Here is a 26,261-nt window from a genome sequence, read left to right on the forward strand (position 1 = left end):
GCCCTGGGCAGCCGGCGTTCCCCGATCGCCCGGGTTCAGACGGCGCTGAACTCCACCGTGTGCCAGCCCGTGGCGCCGTCGGGGTCCGGGGAGCGTACGACGCTCGTCTGGGTCTCGCCGTCCTTGCCGGTCGCCCGGACCCGGACCTCATGGTCGCCCTCGGCCACGTCGACCGTCACCGCCCACTGCACCCAGGTGTCCACCGACGGGACGCCACCGAGCTCGGCGGTGGTCCAGGCGCCGCCGTCGACCTGCACCTCGACGGACTCGATGCCGGTGTGCTGGTGCCACGCCACGCCACCGAACGACACCTCTCCGGCCTTCACCTCGGCACCCCCACGCGGTACGTCGATGCGCGAGGCGATCTTGACCGGCCCCTCGGCGGACCAGCCCCGCGTCGTCCAGTAGCCGGTCGAGCGGGCGAACGTGCTGACCTCGAGGTCGACGACCCACTTCGTGGCCGAGACGTACCCGTAGAGGCCGGGCACGATGGTGCGCACCGGGAAGCCGTGCTCGATGGGCAGCGGGTAGCCGTTCATCGCGACGGCGAGCATGGCGTCGCGGTCGTCGGTGAGCGCCTCGAGCGGGGTCGCGCAGGTCCAGCCGTCGTGGGAGGTCTGGAGCACGCAGTCGGCGTCGTCGGCGACGCCGAGACCAGCGAGGAGGTCGGCGAGGCGGATGCCGCTCCAGCGGGCGTTGCCGACGAGCCCGCCGCCGACCTCGTTGCTCACGCAGCTGAGCGTGATCCATGACTCCGTCATCTGGCGGGCGACGAGGTCGGAGTAGCTGAGGGTGAGCTCGCGGTCGACCATGCCGTGGATGCGCAGCGACCACTCCTTCGGCTCGATGGTGGGCTTCGCGATGGTCGTGTCGATCAGGTAGAAGTCATCGGCCGGCGTCTGCCACTGCGCGACCCCGGCGAGCCCGACCGACGTGCCGGCCGGGGGTTGGCGCCGGGTGACGCCGGGGATGCGGAGCAGCCGGCGGCTGGTCTCGACGTGCCGGCGGCCCGCTCCGACCAGGCGTCCCGCGACGGCGATGCCGACGGCGGCCAGCGAGACCGCTCCGGCGACCATGAGGAACACCCGACGCTCGTGGGACTCCAGGTCCGGCCGGCGCCGGCCGCGGTCGAGAGCATCGGTGAGCGCGGAGTGCAGCGTCACCCAGGTGAGCAGGCCGACGGCGACCGGGAGCGCGTCGACAGCGCTCGCACCCCGCTGGCTCAGGACCGCGACCAGGCCCACTCCGGCGAGCGGGAACCAGACCAGCAGCGGCCGGTACCACCCGCCCCGGGCCAGCACGCCTGCGAGCGCGAAGAGGCCGAGCAGGAGGAGCAGGATGACGCCGACGAGGAACGGCTTGTCGTAGTGGCCGAGCACGGCGATGGCGCGCTCGGCCACCGGTCCGGGCGTGAGCCGGATGACCAGCTCGGCCACGGCCACGACCGGCGCCTCCCGGATGGTGAGCACCATCGCGGTCGCATAGCTCGTCGCCAGGCCGGCGAGACCGGCCAGCACTCCGGCGAGCACCCAGGGAGTACGGCGAGCGGTCACCCCACCATTGTGACGGGCGTCCGGCATGATGCCGACGTGACCTCCTCCACCGTCGTCCCGCGGATCGGCATCGGCACCGACGTGCACCGCCTCGTCGCCGGCGTGCCCATGCACCTCGCCGGCCTGGCGTGGCCCGACGAGCCGGCCGGGCTCGAGGGCCACTCCGACGCCGACGTCGCCGCCCATGCCGCGTGCGACGCGCTCTTCTCCGCCGCCGGCCTCGGCGACCTGGGCAGCAACTTCGGCACGTCGGCACCCGAGTGGGCCGGCGCGTCCGGGGCCGCGCTCCTGGCCGAGACGGCGCGCCGCGTGCGCGCCGAGGGCTGGGAGATCGGCAACGTCGCCGTGCAGGTCATCGGCAACGTCCCCCGGCTGGGCCCGCGCCGCGACGAGGCCGTCGCCGCCCTGTCGGCCGCGCTCGGGGCCTCGGTCAGCCTGTCCGCCACCACCACCGACGGCCTCGGTCTCACCGGCCGCGGCGAGGGCGTGGCGGCGATCGCCACCGCGCTCCTCACCCGCTGACGGAGGGGCGCGTGCCCACCGCTGTCGTCATCCTCGCCGCCGGCTCCGGCAGCCGGGTCGGAGCCACGGTCAACAAGGTGCTCCTGCCGCTGCGCGGCGTCCCGGTTCTGGTGTGGTCGGTGCGTGACGCGCTCGCGCTGCCCGACGTACGCCGTCTCGTGCTCGTCGTGCGCCCCGAGGACCGGGCCGCTGTCGAGGCCGCCGTCGCTCTGCACCTCGCCGACCGCGAGGTGCTGGTGGTCGACGGCGGTGCCACCCGGCACGCCTCGGAGTGGGCCGCGCTCCGGGTCCTCGCCCCCGACATCGAGGCGGGCGAGGTCGACGTGGTGGTCGTGCACGACGGCGCCCGACCGCTCGCCGGTCGTCCGCTGTGGGAGACGGTGGTCGCCACCGCCCGCGAGGTGGGCGGGGCCATCCCGGTGGTCCCGGTGACCCACCTCCTGCGGCTGGACCACGGGCTCGTCACCGAGCGGGTGGGTGGGGTGCAGACGCCGCAGGCCTTCCGCGCCCCCGACGTGCTGGCGGCCTACCGGGCCGCCTCGGCCGACGGGTTCGAGGGCACCGACACCTCGGCGTGCGTGTCCGCCTACCGCGACGTCGAGGTCGCGGCGGTCGACGGCAGCCCCCTCAACCTCAAGGTCACCTTCCCCGAGGACGTCGCGCTCGCGGAGGAGCTCAGCCCGACCGGGTCGTGAGCGCGTCGAGGAGGCGTACGTCGTCGGGCGAGGAGACCCGTCGCCCCTCGGGGGGCGCCTCCAGCGTCTCGACGGCGTGACCCGCGGCAGCCAGGTCGGCGACGGCCCGGGCCAGGTCGGTCGACGGCCGCTGCGGCAGCGTGGCGAGGACGGCGGCCGGGAGCACGAGCGGTGAGGCCACGGCAACGAGGGCGTCGCGGTCGAGCGTCTCTCCGATGACCTGACCGGCCTCGCCGGCGGTCACCACCTTCACGGTGTCGGTCACCGGGCGGGTGCCCACCACGGGGCGGCCCGTCGCGCGCGCGTGCATGAGGCACGCGGCGAGGAAGGCGGGCGGGGTCATCGGGCAGAGCGCGTCGTGGAGCACCAGGTCCTCCCCCGACTCCACGAGGCCCTCCCAGGAGATCGTCGCGTCGACGAGGTCGACGCCGGAGTCCCCGAGTGCCCAGGCGGCGCAGGCCACCAGCGACTCGCCGTGGATGAGCGCGTAGGGCAGGGCTCCGCGGCCCTCGTCCAGAACGAGACCGAGGCCCCTGGGAACGTCGTCCCAGGGGCCTCGACCAGCGTCGTCCACGCTCAGGAGGCGAGCACCTCGTCGAGCATGGCCTCGGCCTTGTCCTCGTTGGTCTTCTCGGCGAGCGCGAGCTCGGAGACCAGGATCTGGCGGGCCTTGGCGAGCATCCGCTTCTCGCCGGCGGAGAGCCCGCGGTCACGCTCGCGGCGCCACAGGTCGCGCACGACCTCCGACACCTTCATCACGTCACCGGAGTGGAGCTTCTCCAGGTTGGCCTTGTAGCGGCGCGACCAGTTGGTCGGCTCCTCGACGTGGGCCGCACGCAGCACGTCGAAGACGCGGTCGAGGCCCTCCTTGTCGACGACGTCGCGGACGCCGACGAGATCGAGGTTGCAGGCCGGGACGCGCACGACCAGATCCTGCTGTGCGACGATCCTGAGGACGAGGTACTGCCGGTCCTCTCCCTTGATCGTCCGCATCTCGATGTCCTCGATGACCGCGGCCCCGTGATTGGGATAGACGACCGTTTCGCCAACGGTGAAAGTCATATGTTCAGTTCCCCTTCCTAGGTGAACATTCTAACACGGGTTCACGACACCTCCCGACGCGTTTGCGCAGGTCAGAGGCCATATGCGGGCTTGACAGATCGGCTGTTGCTGTGGTGCGCGCCCTGCGTCGGACCGCCGTTCGCCCACCGCGGGAGCCCCGCTGGTCCATACTGCGCCCCATGCCTCGGGCCCTCGCGACGACTGCGTCGCTGCTCCTCGTCCGGGCAGCACACCCACGCCAGGCCCTGGTCACCGCAGCCGCCCTGGGCGCCGCCGCCGCGGTGGCCGGACGCCCGCTGCGCGAGGTCGGCCTGGTCGCCGCCACGGTGCTCGTGGGGCAGTCGCTGCTGGGCTGGGCCGACGACCTCGTCGACCGCGAGCGCGACACCCGTCGGCGCCCCGACAAGCCGCTCGCCGGAGGGCGGCTCGACCCGGGGACGGTGTGGTTCGCCCTCACCTGCGCGGTGCTGCTCGTCGTACCCCTTGCGGTGGCGAACGGCCGCCGGGCCGGGGCGACGTACCTCGCCCTCCTGCTCGTCTCCGCGGTCGGCGACCGGTTCCTCCACGCCCGGGCGCTGTCCTTCGCGCCCTGGATGGCGAGCTTCGCGCTCTACCCCGCGTTCCTGGCGTACGGCGGCTGGGGCGGGGTCGGCTCTCCGACACCGCCCGTGCCCGTCATGGTCGCCCTGGCAGCGGCGCTCGGGCTGGGCGTCCACGTGCTGCTCGCGCTGCCGGGCCTCGTCCACGACCACGAGGAGGGCGAGAAGTCCTTCCCGATGCTGGTGGCGCTGCTAACCGGCACCCCGCGCCTCCTCCTGCTCGCGGGCGTCTGGACGGGGCTCGTCAGCGCCGCGATCCTCATCGCCGGGCGCAGCGTCGGGCTGACCTGAGCCGACGCTAGGCTGTCCGCCATGCGACTCCGATCCTTCGCGACCGCCGCCGCGGCCCTCGCGCTTGCCGCACCGCTGACCTCCTGCGGGTTCGACTACGCCACCGAGCGCGACTACACCCCCGCCGGCGGCTCGAACAATCGTGAGGGCGTCGTCGACCTCCTCTCGGCGGTGGTGGTCTCCGGCGCCGAGGGCTCCGGGACGTTCGTGGCCTCGCTGGCCAACAACGACGGCTCCGAGGAGCAGAGCCTCACCGGGATCTCCGGCGGTGAGGGCGCGACCATCGAGGCCGCCGAGTTCGAGCCCGTCACGGTCCCGGCCGACGGCCTGGTCAACCTGGCCGACCCGCCCGCGGGCATCGTCCTGACCGGCGAGTTCACCGCGGGCGACTTCGTCCCGCTGACCGTCGACTTCGGCAACGGCGAGCGCATCTCGCTCAACGTCCCCGTCGTCGCCAACGACACCGGCTACTGGGAAGGCATGGACGCCTCATGACGCACACGCTCGTCCTGCTCCGCCACGGCGAGAGCGACTGGAACGCCAAGAACCTCTTCACCGGCTGGGTCGACGTCGACCTGACCGAGAAGGGCCGCGCGGAGGCGGTCCGCGGGGGCGAGCTCCTCGTCGAGGCCGGGCTCCTGCCCGACATCGTGCACACCTCGCTGCAGCGTCGCGCGATCACGACCGCCCACCTGTCGCTCGACGCCGCCGACCGCCACTGGATCCCGGTGAAGCGCTCCTGGCGCCTCAACGAGCGCCACTACGGCGCGCTCCAGGGCAAGGACAAGAAGCAGACGCTCGAGCAGTACGGCGAGGAGCAGTTCATGCTCTGGCGCCGATCCTTCGACACCCCTCCCCCGCCGATCGAGGACGACGACGAGTTCTCGCAGGTGGGCGACCCGCGCTACGCAGACCTCGGTGACGAGATGCCGCGCACCGAGTGCCTCAAGGACGTCATCGCCCGCTTCCTGCCCTGGTGGGAGGCCGAGATCGTGCCGGACCTCCAGACCGGGAAGACCGTGCTGGTGGCCGCCCACGGCAACAGCCTCCGCGCGCTCGTCAAGCACCTTGACGGCATCAGCGACGAGGACATCGCCGGCCTCAACATCCCCACCGGCATGCCGCTCGTCTACCGCCTCGACGAGGACATGCGTCCCACCGTCGCCGGTGGCGAGTACCTCGACCCCGAGGCCGCCGCCGCCGCGGCTGCCGCGGTCGCCAACCAGGGTCGCTAAGCAGCTCGGTCCGACGGAGTCGGACCGAGCGTGGGCTCAGCGAGATTGAGCGAGCCCCACGGCTGAGGCACGAAGCCGTGACGGTCGCGTCGAAATGCGGGCTCGAGCGGTGAGTGATTCACCTTCTCCAGGCGCAGAACCTGCCTGGCTCACCGGCGGGTACCGAGCGGAGGCCCACCCACATTCCGGGGCGCGCGAATGTGGCTCCACCACCGCCCGGCGCGCGCGCCGTCGTACGACACGACCGCGAGCGGTGGCCCACCCACATTTCGCCGCTCGCGAATGTGGCTCCATCACCGCCCGGCGCGCGCCGTCGTACGACACGACCGTGAGCGGTGACCCACCCACATTCCCAGGCGCGCGAATGTGGCTCCACCACCGCCCGGCGAGCGACCCGCGTACGTCAGTCGCGCGGGGGCAGGTCGCCGGTGACGACGAAGACCACCCGGTTGGCGACCGAGACGGCGTGGTCGGCGATGCGCTCGTAGTAGCGCCCGAGGAGGGCGATGTCGACCGCGGCCTCGACGCCGTGCGGCCAGTCGGCGGAGAGCAGCTCGGTGAAGCTGCGGCGCCGCAGCTGGTCCATCACCTCGTCGTCACGGCCGAGCTCGATGGCCGCCTCGACGTCGCGGTCGACGATGATGTCGCGCACGCGGCGCACCATGTCCTCGGCCGTGCGGGCCATCTGCTCCATGGTGGGGCGCAGCTCCTCGGGCACCGCGACGGACGGCACGCGGAGGCGGGCGATCTTCGCGACGTGGACCGACAGGTCACCCATGCGCTCGAGCTCGCTGACCATGCGCAGCGCCGAGACGATCATCCGCAGGTCACCGGCCACCGGCTGCTGCAGCGACAGCAGAGCGAACGACGTGTCGTCGACCCGTTCGCGGGCCGCGTCGATCGTCTTGTCGTTGCTGATCACCTGGTCGGCGGTGTGCACGTCGCCGGTCATCAGCGCCTTGGTGGCCTCGCGTACGGCGACCTCGACCTGCCCGCAGATGTCGGACAGGTCGGCGAAGATGCCGTCGAGCTGGTCATGGAAAGCCTCACGCATGTCGGGCACTGTAGGCAGCCGAAGCGAACAGATGTGCGTGCTCGATGAACGAGGGGTGAACACTCCGTGCCCCGCGTCCATCCGCGCAGGGCGCGCGCTCGCGATGCGTACGATGTGAGCGTGGATCCGACGACGCAGGCTGCGCTGGCCGCGCTGGTCGGGGCCATCGTCGCCGGCGGCGCCGTGCTCGCGTGGCACATCAGCGACCGGCAGCGCCACATGCTCCCCGAGGCGGAGGAGCCCGTCGTGCAGGCCGGTGTCGCGGCCGTCCTGAGCATCCTCCGATCCAGCGCCGTCGTGGTGGACGAGTCCGACCACGTCCTCAAGGCGTCGGCACCGGCGTACGCCTTCGGGCTGGTGCGCGGGGACACCGTCCTGGTGCCCGAGCTGCTCGACCTGATCGCGCAGGTCCGCCGCGACGGCCAGATCCGCGAGAGCGACCTCGACATGCCCGCGCCGGACGGCGGGTTCACCCGCACCCTGACGGCCCGCGTGGCCCCGCTCGGCGCCCGGCTGGTGCTGGCGCTCGTCGAGGACCGCACCCGCGAGCGCCGCGTGGAGGCCGTACGACGCGACTTCGTGGCCAACGTCAGCCACGAGCTCAAGACCCCCGTCGGGGCGATCCGGCTGCTCGCCGAGGCCGTCACCGACGCCGCCGACGACCCCGAGGCCGTCCAGCGCTTCGCCGGACGCATGCTCACCGAGAGCGACCGGCTCTCCAAGCTGGTCCAGCAGATCATCGAGCTGTCCCGCCTGCAGGGCCACGACCCGCTGGAGACGCCCGTCATGGTAGACATCGACGCCGCGGTCGCGACCGCCGTCGACACCAGCGCGATGGAGGCGGCCGCCAAGCAGATCACCGTGGAGTCCCGCGGCGAGCCGGGCCTGGAGGTCTTCGGGTCGCAAGAGCAGATCGGCGCGGCGATCAGCAACCTCGTCGCCAACGCCGTCGCCTACTCCAACGCGGGCTCGCGCGTGGTCGTCACCACACGGTCCGAGGGAGCACAGGTGCAGATCTCGGTCGTCGACCAGGGCATCGGCATCCCGGCCGAGGACATCGACCGCATCTTCGAGCGCTTCTACCGCGTCGACCCGGCGCGCCACCGCTCGACGGGTGGCACCGGGCTGGGCCTCTCGATCGTCAAGCACGTCGCCGCCACCCACGGCGGCGACATCGCCGTGTGGTCGGTGCAGGGCCAGGGCTCGACCTTCACGCTCACCCTCCCCCACCACTCCGAGCCCGGCCAGGGCTCCGGGGGCACCACCACCCCGGTCGAGGTCGTCGCACCGACGCACACCGACCCCGACCCCGATCCCGCCTCGCGCAGGACCCAGCAGGAGACAAAGACATGACCCGCGTACTCGTCGTCGAGGACGAAGAGAGCTACAGCGACGCCCTCGCCTACATGCTCCGCAAGGAGGGCTACGAGGTGGCGATCGCCGCCGACGGCAACACCGCCCTCACCGAGTTCGACCGCTTCGGCCCCGACATCGTGCTGCTCGACCTGATGCTCCCGGGCGTCCCCGGCACGGAGGTCTGCCGCCAGATCCGCCAGACGTCGTCGGTCCCGGTGATCATGGTCAGCGCCAAGGACGACGAGGTGGACAAGGTCGTGGGGCTCGAGCTCGGCGCCGACGACTACGTCACCAAGCCCTACTCCCCGCGCGAGCTGGTCGCCCGCATCCGCGCGGTGCTGCGTCGTGGCCACGAGCCCGAGCTCATGCCCGACACGCTGGAGGCCGGTCCGGTGCGGATGGACGTCGAGCGCCACGTCGTCACCGTCGACGGCACCGAGCAGCGGCTGCCGCTCAAGGAGTTCGAGCTGCTCGAGATGTTCCTGCGCAACCCCGGGCGCGTGCTCACCCGCGGTCAGCTCATCGACCGCGTCTGGGGCTCGGACTACGTCGGCGACACCAAGACGCTCGACGTCCACGTCAAGCGGCTGCGCGCCAAGCTCGAGCCCGACCCGGGCGAGCCGAAGTACCTCGTCACCGTCCGCGGGCTCGGCTACAAGTTGGACCTCTGACCCTGGGTCTCGTGACGGGATGTCGGCGTACGGCGTCCGAAATGCGCTGGCGGTCGGTCATGACCGTACCTAGCCTTGACCCGTGACGACCACCACCGAGACCACCCGGAGCCAGCCGACCACCACCGCCCCGGCGCCCTGGCTGCCGGTCGCTGCGGGTGCCGTCACGCTCGTCATGTGGGCCTCGGCGTTCGTGGTCATCCGGCACGTGGCGCACGACGTCAGCCCGGGCGCCCTCGGCTCCGGACGCCTGCTGATCGCCGCCCTCGTCGTGCTGCCGCTGGTGCTGCGGCGCGGTTGGGTGCGCCCCACCCGTCGTGAGTGGACGTTGCTGGCGGCCGGCGGCATCGGCTGGTTCGGCGTCTACAACCTGACCCTCAACGCCGGCGAGCGCCACGTCGACGCCGGCACCGCGGCGATGATCATCCAGATCGGCCCGGTCATCGTGGCCCTGCTCGCCATCCCGCTGTTCGGGGAGCGGCTGCACGCCTGGCTGGTCGGCGGCATGGTCGTCGGGTTCGCCGGTGTCGCGGTCATCGCCCGCGGCACCTCGACCGACGCGGACGCCAGCCTCCTCGGCGTGGGCCTCGTGCTGGTCGCCGCGGTGATGTACGCCGTCGGCGTGCTGACCCAGAAGGTGCTGCTGCGCCGCTTGCCGTCCGTGCAGGTCGTGTTCGTGTCGTTCCTGATGGGTGCGCTGATCTGCCTGCCGTTCTCCGGCGACCTGCCGGGCATCGTGGCGGACGGCGGCGCCGAGCTGTGGTGGATCGTCTACCTGGGCGTCTTCCCCACCGCAGTCGCCTTCACCACCTGGGCCTACGCGCTGACCCACACCGACGCCGGTGCCCTGTCGCTGACGACGTTCCTCGTGCCCGGGATCGCCACGCTGGTGGCCTGGCTGACCATCGACGAGGTCCCGCCGACCCTGAGCTTCGTCGGTGGTGCGCTCGCCATCGTCGGCGTGCTGATGACGCGCCGTACGCCGCGCAGGGGTTGAGGCGTCAGGCCTCCAGCCAGCCCCGGAAGGCCTCGAGGTTGCGGGTCGACTCCCCGCGGGAGATCCGCCACTCCCACTCCTTGCGGATCGAGGAGGCGAAGCCGAGCTCGAGGATGGCGTTGAACGACTCGTCGGCATTGGCGAGCACGGAGCCGAGGATGCGGTCGAGCTCGTCGGGGTCGATCGACGCCAGCGGGAGCCGCGCCTCGAGGTAGATGTCGCCGTGGCGGTCGACGGCGAACGAGACGGCGTACATCCGGAGGTTGCGTTCCAGCAGCCAGCGGTGCACGCGTGCGTGGTTCTCGTCGGGGTTGCGGCACACGAAGGCGTGCACGCCCAGCGCGTGCGACCCGACGTCGAGGCGCACGGGCGTCTGCAGCTTGCGCTCCCCCGGCAGCGAGAAGGAGAAGCTGGTGCTGCCGTCGCCCTCGCGGGTGGTCTCCTCGTGCTCGATCTCGTTGTCGGCGAGGTAGCCGCGGATCGTGTCGACGGGAGATGAGGTCATGAAGCCATCTCAGCATGCATGCGGCTGCCGGCGCGCTCGTAGGCCGCGAGCGTGCGCTCGGCGGTGCGCTCCCAGGAGAAGTCCTGCGCGTGGGCGACCGCGCCGCGACCGAGCCGGGCCACCAGCACCGGGTCGTCGATCAGGCGGCGCAGGCTCGCGGCCCAGTCGCGGGGCTCGTGGGTGTCGACGAGGAGGCCGCTCACGCCGTCCCGGACCACCGTGGTGAGGCCGCCGACCGCGGCGGCGACCACCGGGGTGCCGGTGGCCTGCGCCTCGACGGCGACGAGCCCGAACGACTCGTTGTAGGACGGGACCGCGACCGCGGTGGCGGCGGAGGTCCACACGGCGAGCTCGGCCTGGCTCACCGGCGGGACGAACCGGACGACGTCGCCGATGCCGAGGTCGGCCGCGAGGTCGGCCAGGGCGGTGGGGTGCTCGAGCCCGGAGCCCGACGGCCCGCCCACGACGGGTACGACGAGCCGGTGCCGCAGCGACGGGTCCTGCTCGAGCAGCACCCCGACCGCCCGCAGCAGCACATCAGGCGCCTTGAGCGGCTGGATGCGGCCGGCGAAGAGCAGCACGGCCGCGTCGTCGGCCAGCCCGAGCTCGCGCCTGGCCGCCGCGCGCCCGCGCGGCGCGAAGACGTTGAGGTCGACGCCGGGGTGGATCACCTCGACGTCGTCGGGACGGGCGTCGTAGAGGTCGATCAGCTGGCGGGCCTCGGTGTCGGTGTTGGCGACGAGCAGGTCGGCGGCCTCCACCACCTGCTCCTCGCCGATCACGCGGGAGAGGGGCTCGGGGGTGTCGCCCTCGGCGAGGGCCTCGTTCTTGACCTTGGCCATCGTGTGCATCGAGTGGACGAGGGGGACGTTCCAGCGGTCACGCGCCAGGGCTCCGACCTGACCGGAGAGCCAGTAGTGGGAGTGGACGGCGTCGTAGTGGCCCAGCGGCTGCATCGCCTCGGTGCGGAGCACCTCGCGGGCGAACGTGCACAGCTGGCCGGGCAGCTCCGTCTTCGTGAGTCCCTCGAACGGCCCCGCCGCCACGTGGCGCACCAGCACGCCCTCCGCCGCCTCGACGACCTGCGGGAGCGCGGAGGAGGTGGCCCGGGTGAACACGTCGACCTCGACGCCCTGCTCGGCCAGGCGCCGGGAGAGCTCGATCACATAGACGTTCATCCCACCGGCGTCGCCCGTCCCGGGCTGGTCCAGCGGTGAGGTGTGCAGGCTGATCATCGCGACCCGCTCGCCCACGTTGCCTCCTCGAGACCTCGACTGCGCGCCCCGGTCGGGGCACCTCAGGCACAACCCCGTGAGGCCGCCCGGGATTCCCGGGCGGTGTCGGTCAGCGGGCGTGGGCGCCAGCGGTCGAGCGACGGCCGGTCGAGCGACGGCCGGCGGAGCGGCTGCCGGCGGACCGATTGCGGCCGCGCACCAGCGCGAGACCGCCGAGGACGGCCGCCACCACGCCCCAGGAGCCGTCGTACCACGAGGCACCACCCGGCCGGAACGCCTCGATCACCGACAGCGCCAGCAGGCCGGACGCCACGGCGACGACGGCGCGCACGGCCACGGCGTCGCCCTTGACGAGCGTGGTGCCGAAGGCGGCCGACGCGGCGAGCACGCACGCGAGGCCGAGGAGGTGGAGGGTGGAGAGGAGCGGGCCGTCACCGCCACCGAGCAGTGCGTGCAGGATCCAGAGCACGCCGCCCAGGACAGCGAGCGACGCGGCGAGCTTCGCAGGAGGCATCGGACGAGTGTGCCACGCCTCACCCCTCCGGGCGGTCCCGGGGCGGTACTCAGGGCTCGTCGGTGCCCTGGTGGAAGCGCTGCTGCCACTGTCCGCCCACGCGCACCCACAGGCTGCTGCGCAGGGTCGACCGGTCGTCGCCGAGCGCCCGCCACAGGAGCAGGATCGTGTCGCGGTCGACCCGCTCCACCGACACGACGTCGAGGCTGACCTCCTCGATCGGCCCGATCTCGGCGAGAACGTCGTCGCGGCTCCACAGCCGGCCCGAGCGCCCGACCTCCTGCCAGGCGGGGTGCAGCAGGGCGGCGACGGCCGCCCGGTCGGAGCGGACCTCGTCGGTGAGCAGTGCGCGCTCCATCGCGACGACGTGCTCCTCGTCGGTCGGCGTCGGCCCGCCCTCGAGGTCGCTGAACAGGTCGGGCTCCTCCTCGACCTGCCCGACCTCGGCGGCGGGGTGGGCGACGCTGCTGCCCACGAAGCCGGGACCCGCGTCGGGCTCGACCCCGCGCTGGTACGCCGACGCGGCGGCGTTCGCGCGCCGGTCGGCCGCCTCGTTGAGCTCGTGCCCGGCGTGGCCCTTGACCCACTCGAAGCGGACCCGGTCGCGCCGGCCCTCCATGGCGGCGTCGAGCGCCTTCATCAGCTCGACGTTGAGCACGGGCTTGCCGTCGCTCTTCTTCCAGCCCTTGCGCTTCCAGCCCGGCATCCACTTGGTGACGGAGTCGATGACGTACTTGCTGTCGCAGAAGACGTGCAGCTCGTCGTCGACGTGCGCGGTCTGCTGCAGCAGGTCGAGGACGGCCATCAGCTCGCCCATGTTGTTGGTGCCGCGCGGCCAGCCGCCGGACGCCCAGCAGTCGTCGTCGACGTACCACGCCCAGCCGGCCGGGCCGGGGTTGCCGAGAGCCGAACCGTCAGCCGCCGCGATGATCACCCGCACATCTTGGCAGCACGCGATCTTGGCAGGATGGGCGGCATGAGCCCTGACAGCACCCCGCAGCCCCGCACCGCCGTCGTGACGGGAGCCTCCAGCGGCATCGGCGCCGCGACCGCCCGCGCCCTGGCTGCGGAGGGGTTCCGCGTGGTCTGCGCGGCCCGCCGCACCGACCGCATCGAGGACCTCGCGGAGGAGATCGGCGGCGAGGCCGTCACGTGCGACATCACCGACCAGGCGTCGGTCGACGCACTGGCCGCGGCCGTGCCGACGTGCCACGTGCTGGTGAACAACGCCGGCGGCGCCGTGGGCGTCGACCGGGTGGACGGGGCCGACGTCGACGCCTGGCGCTGGATGTACGACGTCAACGTGCTCGGACTGGTCCGGGTGACCAAGGCGCTGCTGCCCGCGCTCCGCGCCAGCGGCGACGCGGTCATCGTCAACGTCGGGTCGACGGCCGGACGCTGGGCCTACGAGGGCGGGGCCGGCTACACCGCCGCCAAGCACGGCGTGAAGGTGGTGACCGAGACCCTGCGGCTCGAGCTCAACGGCGAGCCGGTGCGGATCAGCGAGGTCGCCCCCGGCATGGTGCGGACCGACGAGTTCTCGCTCGTGCGCTTCGGTGGCGACCAGGAGCGCGCCGACGCGGTGTACGCCGGTGTCGACCAGCCGCTGCTCGCCGAGGACGTCGCCGACGCCATCGCGTGGGTGGCCACCCGGCCCTCCCACGTCGACATCGACGAGCTCGTCATCAAGCCGCGTGCCCAGGCTGCGGCACACAAGGTGCACCGCTCCTGAGAGGTGGCAGACTGCCGCGCGTGAAGACCATCGGACTCGTCGGCGGCATGAGCTGGGAGAGCAGCGCGGTCTACTACCGCGACCTCAACCTCGGGATGCAGGAGCGGCTGGGTGGGTTGTCCTCGCCGAAGCTCGCCCTCACCACCGTCGACTTCGCCGAGGTCACGCACCTCGAGGACGACGAGCGCTGGGACCAGGTCGGGGTGCTCCTCGCCGACGCAGCGCGTGGGGTCGAGCGCGCGGGCGCCGACTTCCTCCTGCTGTGCACCACGACGTTCCACAAGGTCGCCGACCAGGTCGAGGAGGCGGTGGGGATCCCGCTGCTCCACCTCGGCGACGTGGTGGCGGAGGCCGTCCGGGCCGCTGGCGTCGAGACCGTCGGGCTGATCGGCACGAAGGTCGCGATGTCGGAGTCGTTCTTCGTCGACCGGCTCGAGGAGCACGGCCTCTCCGTGGTGGTGCCCGACGCCTCGCACCACGACTTCCTCAACGACGCGATCTACGAGGAGCTCGTGCACGGCGTCGTGCTCCCCCGCACCCGCAGCCGGGTGGTGTCGATCATCGAGGAGCTGTGGGACGCCGGGGCTGGTGGGGTGCTGCTCGGGTGCACCGAGCTCGAGCTGCTGGTCAAGCAGGCCGATGTCGAGCTGCCGGTCTTCCCCTGCACCACGCTGCACGTCCAGGCCGCGCTCGACGCGGCCCTCGCCTGACCCGAGGGGTCAGAGGGGCGAGGCGTACGCCGTCGCGAGCCAGCGCAGGCTCGTCCACGCCGGCGAGCGCAGGTCGGTCGCACCCGCCGAGGCCGGCAGGCCGACCCGGAGCACCTCCGACCGGGCTCCCTCGGTGCTGACGAGCAGGTCGCTGCCGGCGAGGGCGATGCCCTCGCCCTGGTCCTGGTCGGGCAGGGGCCACGACTCGACGGGCTGCCACGACGGGAACGCCGTCAGATGGGCGGCGGAGTAGGTGCGCATGACCACCCCTCCCCCGCCGGGCAGGAACGTGGCGTCGGTGACGATGCCCGGCGCGTCCCCGACCTCGGTGAGCAGGTTGGGCCGGTCGGCGCGCAGGCGGGGCGGGGCGGCGTACACGGTGCCGGCGAAGACGCCCTTGGTGATGACGAACAGCTGTCCCGTCACCGGGTGGCTGACCAGCGCCTCGGCGTCGTGGGAGCCGTCGGGGTAGGTGAGCTCGTAGGCCTCGGGCTCGACGGCACGATCCCCACGCCCGACGGGGACACGCAGCACGTCGACGGAGTCGCGCACGTGCCGGTTGTCGCCGATGTCGGCGACCCACACGTGACCGGGTCCGGCCGGTGCGAGCGCCTCCACGTCCTCGGGGTCCGTCGGCCAGGAGGTGACGCCGACGGTCGCGCCGGTGGCGGGGTCGACCGTGAAGACGCGACCCGCGTCGCCGGAGTCGTTGGTGGTCACGACCAGGCCGCTCTCGGGCCCGCGACCGGTCAGGACGACGAGTCCGCTCGACTCGACGATCTCCGGGTCGGCGAAGCGGAACGCCGGACGCTCCGCCGCGCTGGGCGCGCCGGCCGCGGCGCCCAGCAGGAAGGGCACGAGCACGAGTGCGCCGGCGGCCACCCGGCGGGGATCAGCCATGGTCGAGCAGCTCACCGAGCCGGGGCCGGACGCCCCAGGCCGCGAGCAGGTCGTCGTACTCCTGGCCCGCGTCGGACCCGTCGGCGCCGGTGCGCACCGCCCGCAGCAGCGTGTTGCGCGGCGTGTGGGCGCTCTCGACGAACTCGACGACGTCGACGCGGTAGCCCTCGCGGCGCAGCAGTGCGGCGCGCAGCGCGTCGGTGAGCGTGTCGGCGAAGCGCTCGCGCAGGATGCCGTGGCGGGTGAGCATCGCGTAGGGCTCGGGCACCGCCGCCGTGCGCAGCTGGGCGGCGATGTCGTGGTGGCAGCACGGGGCGGCGAGGACGAGCGGCGCCTCCCACTCCAGCGCCCGACCGAGGGCGTCGTCGGTGGCGGTGTCGCAGGCGTGCAGGGCGAGCACCACGTCGGGCGCCTGCTCGAGCCGCGCGTCGGCGATCGAGCCCACCACGAAGTCCGCGTCGATGCCCAGGTCGGCGGCGACGCGCGAGTTGTGGTCGGCAGACTGCTGCTTGACGTCGACCCCGGTCATGCGGACCGGCAGCCGGTCAGCCAGGAAGGCGTGCGCCGCGAAGGTGAGGTAGGCGTTGCCGCAGCCGAGGTCGACGACGCGCAGCGGGTCGTCGGCCGTCGGGGTGCGCAGCCGGCCCTGCGCGATCGCGTCGCTGATGCTGGCGTCGAGCAGCCGGACGAGCTCCTCCACCTGGCGGTACTTCGCCTGCCTCGACGGCTTCACCCGCCCCTGGGCGTCGCTGATCCCGAGTGCCCTGAGCACCGGGTGGTCCTCGGGGATCAGCCGGTCCTTGGACCGGTCGTGTCCCCGCGAGGGCGCGACCTCCGCGGCGCGGGTCGAGGTGTGCAACATCGGCACGCCCTTCTTCGTCACCCGCAGCTGATGGGTCTCGGTGGCAGTGTCGACGTGCCAGTTGGCGAAGGGCTCCGCGAGCAACGCGTCCACCGCCGCCTGGGCCGCCTCGCCGACGAGGTGGTTGGAGGTGTGCGCCTGGGTGGCGTCGTACGACGTCACCTGCAGGTGGCGCCCCGCCTTCAGGTCGACGACCCGGACCTCCACGCGACGCACCTCGCGTCCGTCGACGACCGGCACCGGCCGGCCCTTGCGACGCCCGCTCGCCAGCGCGCGCACGAGGTGGTCGGCGTCGAGGACCGCCGACCGGATCGTGGCGAGCTCGGTCCCGGGAGTCGTGCTCACAGGACGGCTGCGATGACGACGATGAGGATGAGTGCCCCCAACGCCACCGGGATCACGAGTCGGCGGTGGCGGGGGTTCATGCCCTCATCCTAGGCGGGGGCGGGTCGGCCACCTACTTCGTCGAGCCGAGCCGCGGGCGGCGGGTCACCAGTGCTCGAGCGAACCCCGGAACACGGTGGTCAGGTCCTCGGCCGTGACCTCGACGGGCGCGGTGGCCAGCAGCCGCTGCTGCTGGAGCGCTCCCTCGACCAGGGCGTCGACGTCACCCTCGCCGTAGCCGAGCTCGGCGAGCCCGCTGGGCAGCCCGACGTCGCGCATCAGCCCCCGGAGCACGTCGGGCAGCGGCTCGCCCGAGCCGCCGAGCAGCTCGGCCGCCCGGCGGTGCCGCTCGGGAGCGGCATCGTGGAGGAAGGCGAAGGCGGCCGGCGCCGTCATCACCACGGCCATCCCGTGCGGGATGATCGGCTCGCCGGCCGGGTAGCCCGGAGGACGGTAGTCGCGGACCCGTCCGGCGATCGGGTAGGCGCAGGCGTGGGGCACGTGGACGCCGGCGTTGCCGAAGCCGAGGCCGGCGAAGGTCGCTGCGAGGGCCATCTGCTCACGGGCCTCGCCGTCGGACCCGTCGCGGACCGCGCGGCGGAACGAGCCGGCGAGGAGGGACAGCGACTTCTCCGCCCACATGTCGGCGATCGGGTTGGCCCCGCAGTAGGGCACCCGCTGCTCGGGACGCTTGGCGTCGAAGTCGGCGTACCACCGAGCCGTCCAGCTCTCGAGCGCGTGACAGAGGATGTCCATGCCCGCCGAGGCGGTGACCATCGCGGGCTGCGTCATGGTGAGGTCGGGGTCCACGACCGCGAGGGTGGGCCGGAGCCGGGCGTGGGAGATGCCGGTCTTCACCTCCAGCGCCAGGACGTCCAGGACGCAGATGGTGGTCGACTCCGCACCCGTGCCGGTGGTCGTCGGGACGGCAACGAGCGGGAGGAGCGGGTGCTCGGGCGCCCGGCCGCCGCCGACCGGCGCGTTGACGTAGTCCATCAGCTCGCCGGGGTTGGTCAGCATCAGGTCGACCGCCTTGGCGGTGTCGATGGAGGAGCCGCCACCGACCGCGACCACGGCGTCGAAGGGTCCAGCCCCGCGGGCCGTGGTGACGGCCGCGCCGAGAGAGGCGTCGGTCGGCTCGACGTGCGCCTCGGCGTAGACCACCACCTCCAGGCCACGGGACCGCATGCCGTCGGCGATCCGGTCGGGGTGGCCGGTGGCGGCGACGCCCGGGTCGGTGACGAGCAGGACCCGCCGCGCCGCGTCCCCGCGGACGTCGCGGCACAGCTGCTCGACGTCCCACCCGATCTCGTTGCTGGCTCCGCGTCCGAACTTGAGTCCGGGGGCGGCGTAGGTGAAGACGGTCTCAGTCACGATCTGCTCCCAGCGCGTAGGTGACCACGTCGAGCACGTCGACCTCGCCCGACGCCACGTCGGCCGTCGGCACCCACGCGACGGCATCGGTGGTGCCGTCGAGCTCCACCACCCGGGGCTCGCCGTCGGCGACGCTGGCGCGGTAGACGAGGTGCACGCCGTGGTAGTCCTCGATCCGGCCGGACGGCGCGGTGCCGGCGAAGTGGGTGTCGTGCACGCCGAGCACGGCGCCGACCTCGCAGGGCAGCCCGCACTCCTCCTCGACCTCTCGGGCCAGCGCGACCGACGGGTGCTCGCCGTGGTCCACGCCCCCGCCGGGCAGCGTCCACCTCCCGGGGTGCGCAGCGCTCCCCGAGAGCCGGGTCAGCAGCACCTGCGCCTGGCCGTCCAGGTGACGGGTGATCAGGGCGTACGCCGCGACGCGCTGCAGGCGGAACGGCTGGTGGTCGACGAGGGCCTCGGTCACCACCGAGGAGACGGGCACGGCCCCCGAGGCGACCTCGTCGAGGGTCTTCCAGGCCGCCTCGATCGTGGAGCCGTCGACCTCGACCACCCGGGGCACCGGCGAGCTCGGAGGCACCCAGCCCTCGTAGACCAGGCGGATCGCGTGGGCGTCGACGAGCTGCCCGTCCCGCGGCGAGCGGGGCATGTGGGCGCTGTAGACCCGCGCCCGGTCACCAACGGTCGCGTCCAGCCCGGTCTCCTCCTGCACCTCGCGGATCAGGGCGTCGCGCGGGTCCTCCCCGTGGTCGACGCCACCACCCGGCAGCGTCCACAGCTCGGAGCGGGAGACCCGGGGCGCCAGGCGGCTCAGCAGGATCTCGACCGCGCCGCCGCGCTCACGGAGGATGACGGCGTACGCCGCCACCCGCTGTCGCCTCGGCAGGGAACCCATGCGCCCCAACCTAGTGAAGGACCGGGTGAAGTACGGTGAGCGCCGTGCCCCCCGCGTCCCGTGATCCGTGGCTCGACAACGTCAAGATGGTGCTGGTCACGCTCGTCGTCGTGGGCCACGCGATCGGCCTCGTCGAGGACACCGCAGGCAGTCACTGGGTCTACGACTTCATCTACCTGTGGCACATCCCGGCCTTCGTCTTCGTCAGCGGCTACCTCTCGAAGTCGTTCGAGTGGGACCGCCGCCGGATGAAGAACCTGGTCTACACCCTCCTGGTCCCCTACCTGCTCTTCGAGCCGGCCCTGTTCTACTACCGGCGCGAGGTCGTCGACGAGGGGGTGACGGGCCCGCTCTGGTTCGAGCCGCACTGGACCATGTGGTACCTCATCGTGCTGCTGATGTGGCGCCTGGTGACCCCGATCCTCAAGCGGCACTGGCTCTTCCTGCCGCTGTCGGTGATCGTGAGCCTGGTCGGCGGGATCTGGGACACCGAGGCCCTGATGATCCCCCGCTTCCTCGGCCTCCTGCCGTTCTTCGTGCTCGGCCTGCACCTCAAGCCCCGCCACCTCGCGCACCTCGACGACGTGTGGGTGAAGATGGCGGCGGTGCCCATGCTGGTCGGCATCGGGATCATGGCGCTCTACACCGACACCTGGGCGGAGTCGGCGCTGCTCTGGTACGACACCGGCTACTCCGAGATCCCGATCGACAACGAGTTCGTCTTCCAGACCCGGCTGACCGTGATGATGGTCGGCCTGCTCGGCGCCTTCGCGGCGATGTCGCTGGTACCTCGGCGCAGCCTCGGCTGGTTCACCACGATGGGCACGGCCACGATGGTGGTCTACCTGTTCCACGGGTTCGTCATCAAGACGTTCAAGGCGCTCGGCTGGCCCGAGTTCACCGCCTCCTACCCGACGGCGGGCCTCGTCCTCACCGTCCTGGGCGCGATCGGGCTCACCTTCTTCCTCGCGTGCCCGCCGGTGCGCCGGGTGCTCGAGCCCTTCACCAACCCCCTCGGCTGGCTGGAGGCGCGTCGCAAGCCTGCTAGCAAGGCCCCCACGTCGGCCTGATCGCGGCACGCGGCACCACGTCGAGGTGGGCGGCCTCGGTGCGCGTCGGTGCGTGACCGCCCAGGTGCGCGGGGTACCAGGGCGCGTGCTCGCCCGGCCGGGGACGGTGGCGCGGGAGCCGCTGAAGCTCCTCGAGCTGGACCGTCAGCACCTCCCCTAGGCGTCGGGTCCAGTCGGCCAGGTCCTCCCCCGGCGCGATGCTCAGTGGCGGGCCGAACGACACGTCGATCCGGCGTCCGCGGGTGAGGTCCGGGCGCGGCTCACGGCCGCGTGCGTCGGGCATGCCGACCGACCAGACGCGCTGCGGCCCCCAGACGGCGACCGGCACCACTGAGGCACCGGTCTCGCGCGCGAGGCTCGCCACCCCGCGCATGAGCGAGCGCACGGTGTAGGAGTAGCTGATCCCCGCCTCGGGGAACGCACAGACCGCCTCGCCGGAGCGCAGCAGCCCGCGGGCGACGACGTACGCCCCCGCCGGCGCCTCCCGGTCGACGGGGACGTGACGCATCGCGGTCATCGCGCGCGCCACGCCGGGGACGTGCCAGACGTCGTGGCGGGTCATGAACCGCACGTGACGTCCCGACGAGCTGGCAGCCTCCTGGACGAAGACGAAGTCGGGGTAGGACACGTGCGTGGCCGCCAGCAGCACCGGGCCCTCGGTCGGCACGTGCTCGGCGCCCAGCCCGGTCACCCGCATCCCGAGGGCGCGCATGCCGGCCCTCCCGAGCGCGACCGCGGCCCGGTAGGTGAGGTCCCTGCTCACGCGAAGGGCGGTCGGGCGTCGCGCGCCATCGAGCGGCGGCCCGCCCAGCGCCACACCCGGGCGGCGCGGTCGCGGTCGGCGTCGTCGACGAGGTTGCCCATCCAGCGCAGCGCCAGCGTCATCAGCCAGTCCGAGCGCATGCCCGCGGGGCCGAGGGCGGCGACGACCCGGGGCTGGGTGGCGATCCCGGCGAGTCGGCGGGCGATGGAGAAGGCCTCGCCGTAGTGCTCCACCAGCGTCGCGCGCCAGGCCTCCCCGAGGCCGGCGCCGCTTGCGATGTGCTCGGCCACCAGGCGGCCGGTCTCCAGGCCGTAGTCGATGCCCTCGCCGTTGAGCGGGTTGACGCACGCGGCGGCGTCGCCGATGAGCGCCCAGTTGGGCCCGGCGACGTTGCTGACCGCGCCACCCATCGGCAGGAGGGCCGAGGTCGGCATCCGCAGCTCGCCCGAGAGGCCGAAGTCGGCGCCGATCGTGTCGGCGTAGGTCTGCATCAGCGGCTTGATGGCGACCTCGGCGGGCCGACTGCTGGTCGCCAGGGTGCCGGCGCCGAGGTTCACGGTGCCGTCGCCCAGCGGGAAGATCCAGCCGTAGCCGCTGACGAGCTCGCCCTGCTCGTCGCGCAGCTCGAGGTGCGAGCTGATCCACGGGTCGTCGCTCATCTCCGAGTCGACGTAGGACCGACCGGCGACGGCGTAGACGGTGTCGCGGTGCCACTCGCGGCCCAGCAGCTTGCCCAGCGGCGACCGGACCCCGTCGGCCACGACGAGCCACCGGCAGGCGACCTCGTAGGTGCCCTCGGCGTCGTGGAGCTCGACCGCCGCCACCCGCTCCCCGTCACGTCGTACGCCGACCGCGCGGGCGCCGTCGACGGCACGGGCGCCGCTCTTGATGGCCACCGTGCGCAGGTGGTCGTCCAGCTCGGTGCGGGCCACCGCCGAGCCCCAGTCGGGCAGAGCCGAGCCAGACGACTGCGGGCCCGGCCAGGGCAGCAGGAGCGTCTGGCCGAAGCCGTGGGCGCGCAGCCCCTCGTTGACGGTGTGGGCGCGCAGCCAGTCCTCGAGACCGAGCTTCTGCATCTCCCCGATCGCGCGCGGGGTCAGGCCGTCACCACACGTCTTGTCGCGCGGGAACGTGGCTGCGTCGGCGAGCACGACGTCGAGGCCGGCACGGGCGGCCCAGGCGGCCGCGGCCGAGCCCGCCGGACCCGCGCCGACGACGAGCACGTCGGCGGAGGTGGGGCGCGAGGTGGGGGGTGGCGTCACGTCGGGATTCTCTCAGGCCGGTGGACATCGGCCGAAATGCACCGAGCCCCGGCCTCCCTCTCGGGGGCCGGGGCTCGGGTGACGACGATCAGTTCTGGTACGAGCCGAAGTCGAAGTCGTCGAGTGCGACGGCCTGCGACGACGGACCGAAGTCGTAGTCGTAGGTGTCGTAGCCGGTGACCGAGTAGGCCGCGGCGCGCGCCTCCTCGGTGGGCTCCACCCGGATGTTGCGGTAGCGCTCGAGGCCGGTGCCGGCCGGGATGAGCTTTCCGATGATCACGTTCTCCTTCAGGCCACGCAGGCTGTCGGAGCGACCGTTGATCGCGGCGTCGGTGAGGACCCGGGTGGTCTCCTGGAAGGAGGCCGCCGAGAGCCACGACTCGGTCGCGAGCGAGGCCTTCGTGATGCCCATGAGCACCGGGCGACCCGAGGCCGGCTTGCCGCCCTCGGAGACCACGCGCCGGTTCTCCTCCTCGAACCGCACCCGGTCGACCAGGTCGGACGGGAGCAGGTTGGTGTCACCGGACTCGATGACCGTCACGCGACGCAGCATCTGCCGCACGATGATCTCGATGTGCTTGTCGTGGATCGCCACGCCCTGCGAGCGGTAGACCTCCTGGACCTCGTCCACGAGGTGCTCCTGGGCCTTGCGGACACCGAGGATGCGCAGCACGTCCTGCGGGTCGGGCGTACCGGACGTGATGTGGTGACCGACGTTGATGTGGTCGCCGTCCTCGACGTTGAGGCGCGAACGCTTCGACACCGGGATCTCCTGGACCTCGGAGCCGTCGTCGGGGGTGACCACGACGACGCGGGCCTTGTCGGTCTCCTCGATCTTCACGCGACCGGCGGACTCCGAGATCGGCGTACGACCCTTGGGCGAGCGGGCCTCGAAGAGCTCGACCACACGGGGCAGACCCTGCGTGATGTCGTCCGCGGAGGCCACACCACCGGTGTGGAACGTGCGCATGGTCAGCTGCGTGCCGGGCTCACCGATGGACTGGGCGGCGATGATGCCGACCGCCTCACCAATGTCGACCAGCTTGCCGGTGGCCAGCGAGCGGCCGTAGCACTTGGCGCAGGTGCCGGTGCGGGCGTCGCAGGTCAGGACCGAGCGGACCTTGACCTCGGTGACACCAGCGGCCACGAGCTCGCCGATCTTGACGTCACCCAGGTCCTCGCCGGCGGTGGCGAGCACCTCACCCGTCTCCGGGTGCAGGATGTCGACGGCCGAGGAGCGCGCGTAGGCCGCGGTCTCCACGTGCTCGTCGTCGATCCGCTTGGGCAGGCCGCGCTCGGTGCCGCAGTCGTCCTCACGGATGATGACGTCCTGCGACACGTCCACCAGACGACGGGTCAGGTAGCCCGAGTCAGCGGTGCGCAGCGCGGTGTCGGCGAGACCCTTGCGGGCACCGTGGGTGGCGATGAAGTACTCGAGCACCGTCAGGCCCTCGCGGAAGTTGGCCTTGATCGGGCGCGGGATGATCTCGCCCTTCGGGTTGGCCACCAGACCACGCATGGCCGCGACCTGCCGGATCTGGTTCATGTTTCCGGAGGCACCCGAGTCGACCATCATGTAGATCGGGTTCTTGCGGTCGAAGTTGGCCTCCATCGCACGACCGACCTCGGCGGCAGCCTGGGTCCACAGCTCGATGAGCTCCTGACGACGCTCGTCGTCGGTCATCACACCGCGCTCGTAGTTCTTCTGGACCTTCTCGGCCTGCGCCTCGTAGCGGCCCAGGATCTCGGCCTTGCTGTCGGGCGTGGTGACGTCGTCGATCGAGACGGTCACACCCGAGCGCGTGGCCCAGTGGAAGCCGGCGTCCTTGAGGGCGTCGAGCGAGGCCGCGACCTGCACCTTGGTGTAGCGCTCGGCGAGGTCGTTGACGATCGCGCCGAGGCGCTTCTTGCCGACCTCCTCGTTGACGAACGGGTAGTCCGCCGGGAGCGTGTCGTTGAAGTGGACACGGCCGAGGGTGGTGTCGAGCTGGAGGGCGGTCCGCTCCTCCCAGTCGGCGCCGAGCTCGAGGTCGAGCGGCGGCACCACGTCGGTGAGGCGGATGCTGATCCGGCTCTGCAGCGTGATCTCGCGACGGTCGAAGGCCATGATCGCCTCGGCCGGGCTGGAGAACACGCGACCCTCGCCGGGCTCACCCTCACGGTCGGAGGTCAGCCAGAACAGACCGATGATCATGTCCTGCGACGGCATGGTCACCGGACGGCCGTCCGACGGCTTGAGGATGTTGTTGGTCGAGAGCATCAGGATGCGGGCCTCGGCCTGCGCCTCCGCGGACAGCGGCAGGTGCACGGCCATCTGGTCACCGTCGAAGTCGGCGTTGAACGCGCCGCAGACGAGCGGGTGGATCTGGATGGCCTTGCCCTCGATCAGCTGCGGCTCGAAGGCCTGGATGCCGAGGCGGTGCAGGGTGGGCGCACGGTTGAGCAGCACGGGGTGCTCGGTGATGACCTCTTCGAGGACGTCCCACACGACCGGACGAGCACGCTCGACCATCCGCTTGGCGGACTTGATGTTCTGCGCGTGCGACAGGTCGACGAGGCGCTTCATCACGAACGGCTTGAACAGCTCGAGCGCCATCTGCTTGGGCAGACCGCACTGGTGCAGCTTGAGCTGCGGACCCGACACGATGACCGAACGGCCCGAGTAGTCCACGCGCTTGCCGAGCAGGTTCTGACGGAAGCGACCCTGCTTGCCCTTGAGCATGTCGGAGAGCGACTTCAGCGGCCGGTTGCCCGGGCCGGTGACCGGACGACCACGACGACCGTTGTCGAAGAGGCTGTCCACGGCCTCCTGCAGCATCCGCTTCTCGTTGTTCACGATGATCTCGGGAGCACCGAGGTCGAGCAGGCGCTTGAGGCGGTTGTTGCGGTTGATGACGCGGCGGTAGAGGTCGTTCAGGTCGGAGGTGGCGAAGCGGCCACCGTCGAGCTGGACCATCGGACGCAGGTCCGGCGGGATCACCGGGACGGCGTCGAGCACCATGCCGATGGGCTGGTTGCCGGTCTTGCGGAACGCGTCGACGACCTTGAGACGCTTGAGGGCGCGGACCTTGCGCTGTCCCTTGCCGTTGGCGATGGTGTCGCGCAGCGCCTCGACCTCGGCCTCGATGTCGAAGTCCTGGAGGCGCTTCTGGATCGCCGTGGCGCCCATGTGGCCCTCGAAGTACTTGCCGAACCAGGTCTTCATCTCGCGGTAGAGCAGCTCGTCGCCGAGCAGATCCTGGACCTTGAGGCTCTTGAAGGTGTCCCAGACCTCCTCGAGACGCGCGATCTCACGGTTGGCGCGGTCGCGGAGCTGGTTCATCTCGCGGTCGGCACCGTCGCGCACCTTGCGCTTGGCGTCGGCCTTGGCACCCTCGGCCTCGAGGGTGGCGAGGTCCTCCTCGAGCTTCTTGGCACGGTCCTCGACGGAGGTGTCGCGACGCTTCTCGAGGCGCTCGCGCTCCAGGCCGACCTTGTTCTCCAGGGAGTCCATGTCGCGGTGACGCGCGTCCTCGTCGACCGAGGTGATCATGTAGGCGGCGAAGTAGATGACCTTCTCGAGGTCCTTCGGCGCCAGGTCGAGCAGGTACCCCAGGCGCGACGGGACGCCCTTGAAGTACCAGATGTGGGTGACGGGCGCGGCGAGCTCGATGTGGCCCATGCGCTCGCGACGCACCTTGGAGCGGGTGACCTCGACGCCACAGCGCTCGCAGATGATGCCCTTGAAGCGCACGCGCTTGTACTTGCCGCAGTAGCACTCCCAGTCCCGGGTGGGACCGAAGATCTTCTCGCAGAAGAGGCCGTCACGCTCGGGCTTGAGCGTGCGGTAGTTGATGGTCTCCGGCTTCTTGACCTCACCGTGGCTCCACGTGCGGATGTCGTCCGCAGTGGCCAGGCCGATCTGAAGCTGGTCGAAGAAGTTAACGTCGAGCACGATGGCTGCAGTCCTTCGTTAGTACGTGGAAAGTGGAGCTGGGGACTGAGGGCGGTACGCCGGCTGGGCCGGCGTACCGCATCACC

26 protein-coding genes are annotated in these 26,261 nt (G+C 72.0%); 11 read left to right on the forward strand and 15 right to left on the reverse strand.

Going from position 1 to position 26,261, the window contains the following annotated elements; all coding sequences use genetic code 11:
• Nucleotides 1-35: 35 nt before the first annotated feature.
• Entirely contained in the window at nt 36-1,553 is a 1,518-nt protein-coding gene (locus HOO61_RS23425; protein ID WP_367650296.1) for a molybdopterin-dependent oxidoreductase, read from the reverse strand.
• A gap of 36 nt (nt 1,554-1,589) precedes the next feature.
• On the opposite strand from HOO61_RS23425, the gene ispF reads away from it, so the two are divergent.
• Together ispF and HOO61_RS23435 are read left to right on the forward strand one after the other, a co-directional pair.
• Nucleotides 1,590-2,075 (forward strand): 2-C-methyl-D-erythritol 2,4-cyclodiphosphate synthase, encoded by a 486-nt coding sequence (gene ispF / locus HOO61_RS23430; RefSeq protein ID WP_172262353.1) that lies wholly within the window; start codon nt 1,590-1,592, stop codon nt 2,073-2,075.
• Nucleotides 2,076-2,086: 11 nt separating this feature from the next.
• The gene (locus HOO61_RS23435; RefSeq protein WP_172262355.1) at nt 2,087-2,770 is read left to right on the forward strand and encodes an IspD/TarI family cytidylyltransferase; all 684 of its coding nucleotides are present in this window, start codon (nt 2,087-2,089) and stop codon (nt 2,768-2,770) included.
• On the opposite strand, the gene HOO61_RS23440 is transcribed toward HOO61_RS23435, so the two are convergent.
• Together HOO61_RS23440 and HOO61_RS23445 are read right to left on the reverse strand one after the other, a co-directional pair.
• The gene (locus HOO61_RS23440) at nt 2,751-3,344 is read right to left on the reverse strand and encodes a 2-C-methyl-D-erythritol 4-phosphate cytidylyltransferase (RefSeq protein WP_172262357.1); all 594 of its coding nucleotides are present in this window, start codon (nt 3,342-3,344) and stop codon (nt 2,751-2,753) included. The genes HOO61_RS23435 and HOO61_RS23440 overlap by 20 nt on opposite strands.
• A gap of 2 nt (nt 3,345-3,346) precedes the next feature.
• Entirely contained in the window at nt 3,347-3,832 is a 486-nt protein-coding gene (locus HOO61_RS23445) for a CarD family transcriptional regulator (protein ID WP_056602200.1), read from the reverse strand.
• 179 nt (nt 3,833-4,011) lie between these two features.
• On the opposite strand from HOO61_RS23445, the gene HOO61_RS23450 reads away from it, so the two are divergent.
• From HOO61_RS23450 to HOO61_RS23460, 3 genes are read left to right on the forward strand one after another with little or no spacing between them, the layout of a single operon-like run.
• Nucleotides 4,012-4,722 carry a UbiA family prenyltransferase gene (locus HOO61_RS23450; RefSeq protein WP_172262359.1) on the forward strand — a complete coding sequence of 237 codons (711 nt, stop codon included), beginning with the start codon at nt 4,012-4,014 and terminating at the stop codon, nt 4,720-4,722.
• Nucleotides 4,723-4,743: 21 nt separating this feature from the next.
• Complete coding sequence (locus HOO61_RS23455) at nt 4,744-5,217, forward strand: hypothetical protein (protein ID WP_172262361.1); 474 nt, start codon at nt 4,744-4,746, stop codon at nt 5,215-5,217.
• Nucleotides 5,214-5,957: a phosphoglyceromutase gene (locus tag HOO61_RS23460; protein WP_172262363.1), complete on the forward strand. Its 744-nt coding sequence runs from the start codon at nt 5,214-5,216 to the stop codon at nt 5,955-5,957. Before HOO61_RS23455 ends, HOO61_RS23460 begins: the two co-directional genes overlap by 4 nt.
• Before the next feature lie 403 nt (nt 5,958-6,360).
• Here the strand turns inward: HOO61_RS23460 and phoU are convergent, their stop codons facing one another.
• Nucleotides 6,361-7,011 (reverse strand): phosphate signaling complex protein PhoU, encoded by a 651-nt coding sequence (gene phoU / locus HOO61_RS23465; protein WP_172262365.1) that lies wholly within the window; start codon nt 7,009-7,011, stop codon nt 6,361-6,363.
• Nucleotides 7,012-7,131: 120 nt separating this feature from the next.
• On the opposite strand from phoU, the gene HOO61_RS23470 reads away from it, so the two are divergent.
• The 3 genes from HOO61_RS23470 (at nt 7,132) to HOO61_RS23480 (ending at nt 10,035) form a co-directional block, all read left to right on the forward strand.
• Nucleotides 7,132-8,364: an ATP-binding protein gene (locus HOO61_RS23470; RefSeq protein WP_172262367.1), complete on the forward strand. Its 1,233-nt coding sequence runs from the start codon at nt 7,132-7,134 to the stop codon at nt 8,362-8,364.
• Nucleotides 8,361-9,038 (forward strand): response regulator transcription factor, encoded by a 678-nt coding sequence (locus tag HOO61_RS23475; protein WP_172262369.1) that lies wholly within the window; start codon nt 8,361-8,363, stop codon nt 9,036-9,038. The genes HOO61_RS23470 and HOO61_RS23475 overlap by 4 nt, the downstream gene beginning before the upstream one ends.
• Nucleotides 9,039-9,120: 82 nt before the next feature.
• Nucleotides 9,121-10,035: a DMT family transporter gene (locus HOO61_RS23480; RefSeq protein ID WP_367650297.1), complete on the forward strand. Its 915-nt coding sequence runs from the start codon at nt 9,121-9,123 to the stop codon at nt 10,033-10,035.
• Nucleotides 10,036-10,039: 4 nt separating this feature from the next.
• Here HOO61_RS23480 and HOO61_RS23485 read toward each other — a convergent pair whose 3' ends face one another.
• The 4 genes from HOO61_RS23485 to HOO61_RS23500 all read right to left on the reverse strand — a co-directional run bounded on the left by HOO61_RS23485 (nt 10,040) and on the right by HOO61_RS23500 (nt 13,223).
• Nucleotides 10,040-10,540 carry a YbjN domain-containing protein gene (locus tag HOO61_RS23485; protein ID WP_172262371.1) on the reverse strand — a complete coding sequence of 167 codons (501 nt, stop codon included), beginning with the start codon at nt 10,538-10,540 and terminating at the stop codon, nt 10,040-10,042.
• Complete coding sequence (mshA, locus tag HOO61_RS23490) at nt 10,537-11,793, reverse strand: D-inositol-3-phosphate glycosyltransferase (RefSeq protein WP_367650298.1); 1,257 nt, start codon at nt 11,791-11,793, stop codon at nt 10,537-10,539. The genes HOO61_RS23485 and mshA overlap by 4 nt, the downstream gene beginning before the upstream one ends.
• 91 nt (nt 11,794-11,884) lie before the next feature.
• Nucleotides 11,885-12,289 (reverse strand): hypothetical protein, encoded by a 405-nt coding sequence (locus tag HOO61_RS23495; RefSeq protein ID WP_172262373.1) that lies wholly within the window; start codon nt 12,287-12,289, stop codon nt 11,885-11,887.
• A 49-nt stretch (nt 12,290-12,338) separates the two neighbouring features.
• Complete coding sequence (locus HOO61_RS23500) at nt 12,339-13,223, reverse strand: ribonuclease HI family protein (RefSeq protein ID WP_172262375.1); 885 nt, start codon at nt 13,221-13,223, stop codon at nt 12,339-12,341.
• Between the two features lie 42 nt (nt 13,224-13,265).
• Between HOO61_RS23500 and HOO61_RS23505 the strand changes: the two genes are divergently transcribed.
• Both HOO61_RS23505 and HOO61_RS23510 read left to right on the forward strand, forming a co-directional pair.
• Nucleotides 13,266-14,021: an SDR family NAD(P)-dependent oxidoreductase gene (locus HOO61_RS23505; protein ID WP_172262377.1), complete on the forward strand. Its 756-nt coding sequence runs from the start codon at nt 13,266-13,268 to the stop codon at nt 14,019-14,021.
• A gap of 20 nt (nt 14,022-14,041) precedes the next feature.
• Entirely contained in the window at nt 14,042-14,731 is a 690-nt protein-coding gene (locus HOO61_RS23510) for an amino acid racemase (protein ID WP_172262378.1), read from the forward strand.
• Between the two features lie 9 nt (nt 14,732-14,740).
• Here the strand turns inward: HOO61_RS23510 and HOO61_RS23515 are convergent, their stop codons facing one another.
• The 4 genes from HOO61_RS23515 to HOO61_RS23530 all read right to left on the reverse strand — a co-directional run bounded on the left by HOO61_RS23515 (nt 14,741) and on the right by HOO61_RS23530 (nt 19,146).
• Entirely contained in the window at nt 14,741-15,631 is an 891-nt protein-coding gene (locus HOO61_RS23515; RefSeq protein WP_172262380.1) for a hypothetical protein, read from the reverse strand.
• On the reverse strand, nt 15,624-16,838 hold the full coding sequence (locus tag HOO61_RS23520; protein WP_172262382.1) for an SAM-dependent methyltransferase: 1,215 nt from the start codon (nt 16,836-16,838) through the stop codon (nt 15,624-15,626). The genes HOO61_RS23515 and HOO61_RS23520 overlap by 8 nt, the downstream gene beginning before the upstream one ends.
• 144 nt (nt 16,839-16,982) lie before the next feature.
• Nucleotides 16,983-18,251, reverse strand: coding sequence for a hydroxyacid-oxoacid transhydrogenase (locus HOO61_RS23525; protein ID WP_367650299.1), 1,269 nt, complete (start codon nt 18,249-18,251; stop codon nt 16,983-16,985).
• Nucleotides 18,244-19,146, reverse strand: coding sequence for an NUDIX domain-containing protein (locus tag HOO61_RS23530; RefSeq protein ID WP_172262386.1), 903 nt, complete (start codon nt 19,144-19,146; stop codon nt 18,244-18,246). Before HOO61_RS23530 ends, HOO61_RS23525 begins: the two co-directional genes overlap by 8 nt.
• 44 nt (nt 19,147-19,190) lie before the next feature.
• On the opposite strand from HOO61_RS23530, the gene HOO61_RS23535 reads away from it, so the two are divergent.
• The gene (locus tag HOO61_RS23535; protein ID WP_172262388.1) at nt 19,191-20,216 is read left to right on the forward strand and encodes an acyltransferase family protein; all 1,026 of its coding nucleotides are present in this window, start codon (nt 19,191-19,193) and stop codon (nt 20,214-20,216) included.
• Here the strand turns inward: HOO61_RS23535 and HOO61_RS23540 are convergent.
• The 3 genes from HOO61_RS23540 to HOO61_RS23550 all read right to left on the reverse strand — a co-directional run bounded on the left by HOO61_RS23540 (nt 20,191) and on the right by HOO61_RS23550 (nt 26,175).
• On the reverse strand, nt 20,191-20,979 hold the full coding sequence (locus tag HOO61_RS23540) for a lysophospholipid acyltransferase family protein (protein ID WP_172262390.1): 789 nt from the start codon (nt 20,977-20,979) through the stop codon (nt 20,191-20,193). The genes HOO61_RS23535 and HOO61_RS23540 overlap by 26 nt on opposite strands.
• Complete coding sequence (locus tag HOO61_RS23545) at nt 20,976-22,241, reverse strand: geranylgeranyl reductase family protein (protein ID WP_172262392.1); 1,266 nt, start codon at nt 22,239-22,241, stop codon at nt 20,976-20,978. The genes HOO61_RS23540 and HOO61_RS23545 overlap by 4 nt, the downstream gene beginning before the upstream one ends.
• Before the next feature lie 88 nt (nt 22,242-22,329).
• Nucleotides 22,330-26,175 (reverse strand): DNA-directed RNA polymerase subunit beta', encoded by a 3,846-nt coding sequence (locus tag HOO61_RS23550; RefSeq protein ID WP_172262394.1) that lies wholly within the window; start codon nt 26,173-26,175, stop codon nt 22,330-22,332.
• Between the last annotated feature and the right edge of the window lie 86 nt (nt 26,176-26,261).

This window comes from Nocardioides sp. zg-1230, assembly GCF_013155335.1.
Classification (GTDB): domain Bacteria; phylum Actinomycetota; class Actinomycetes; order Propionibacteriales; family Nocardioidaceae; genus Nocardioides.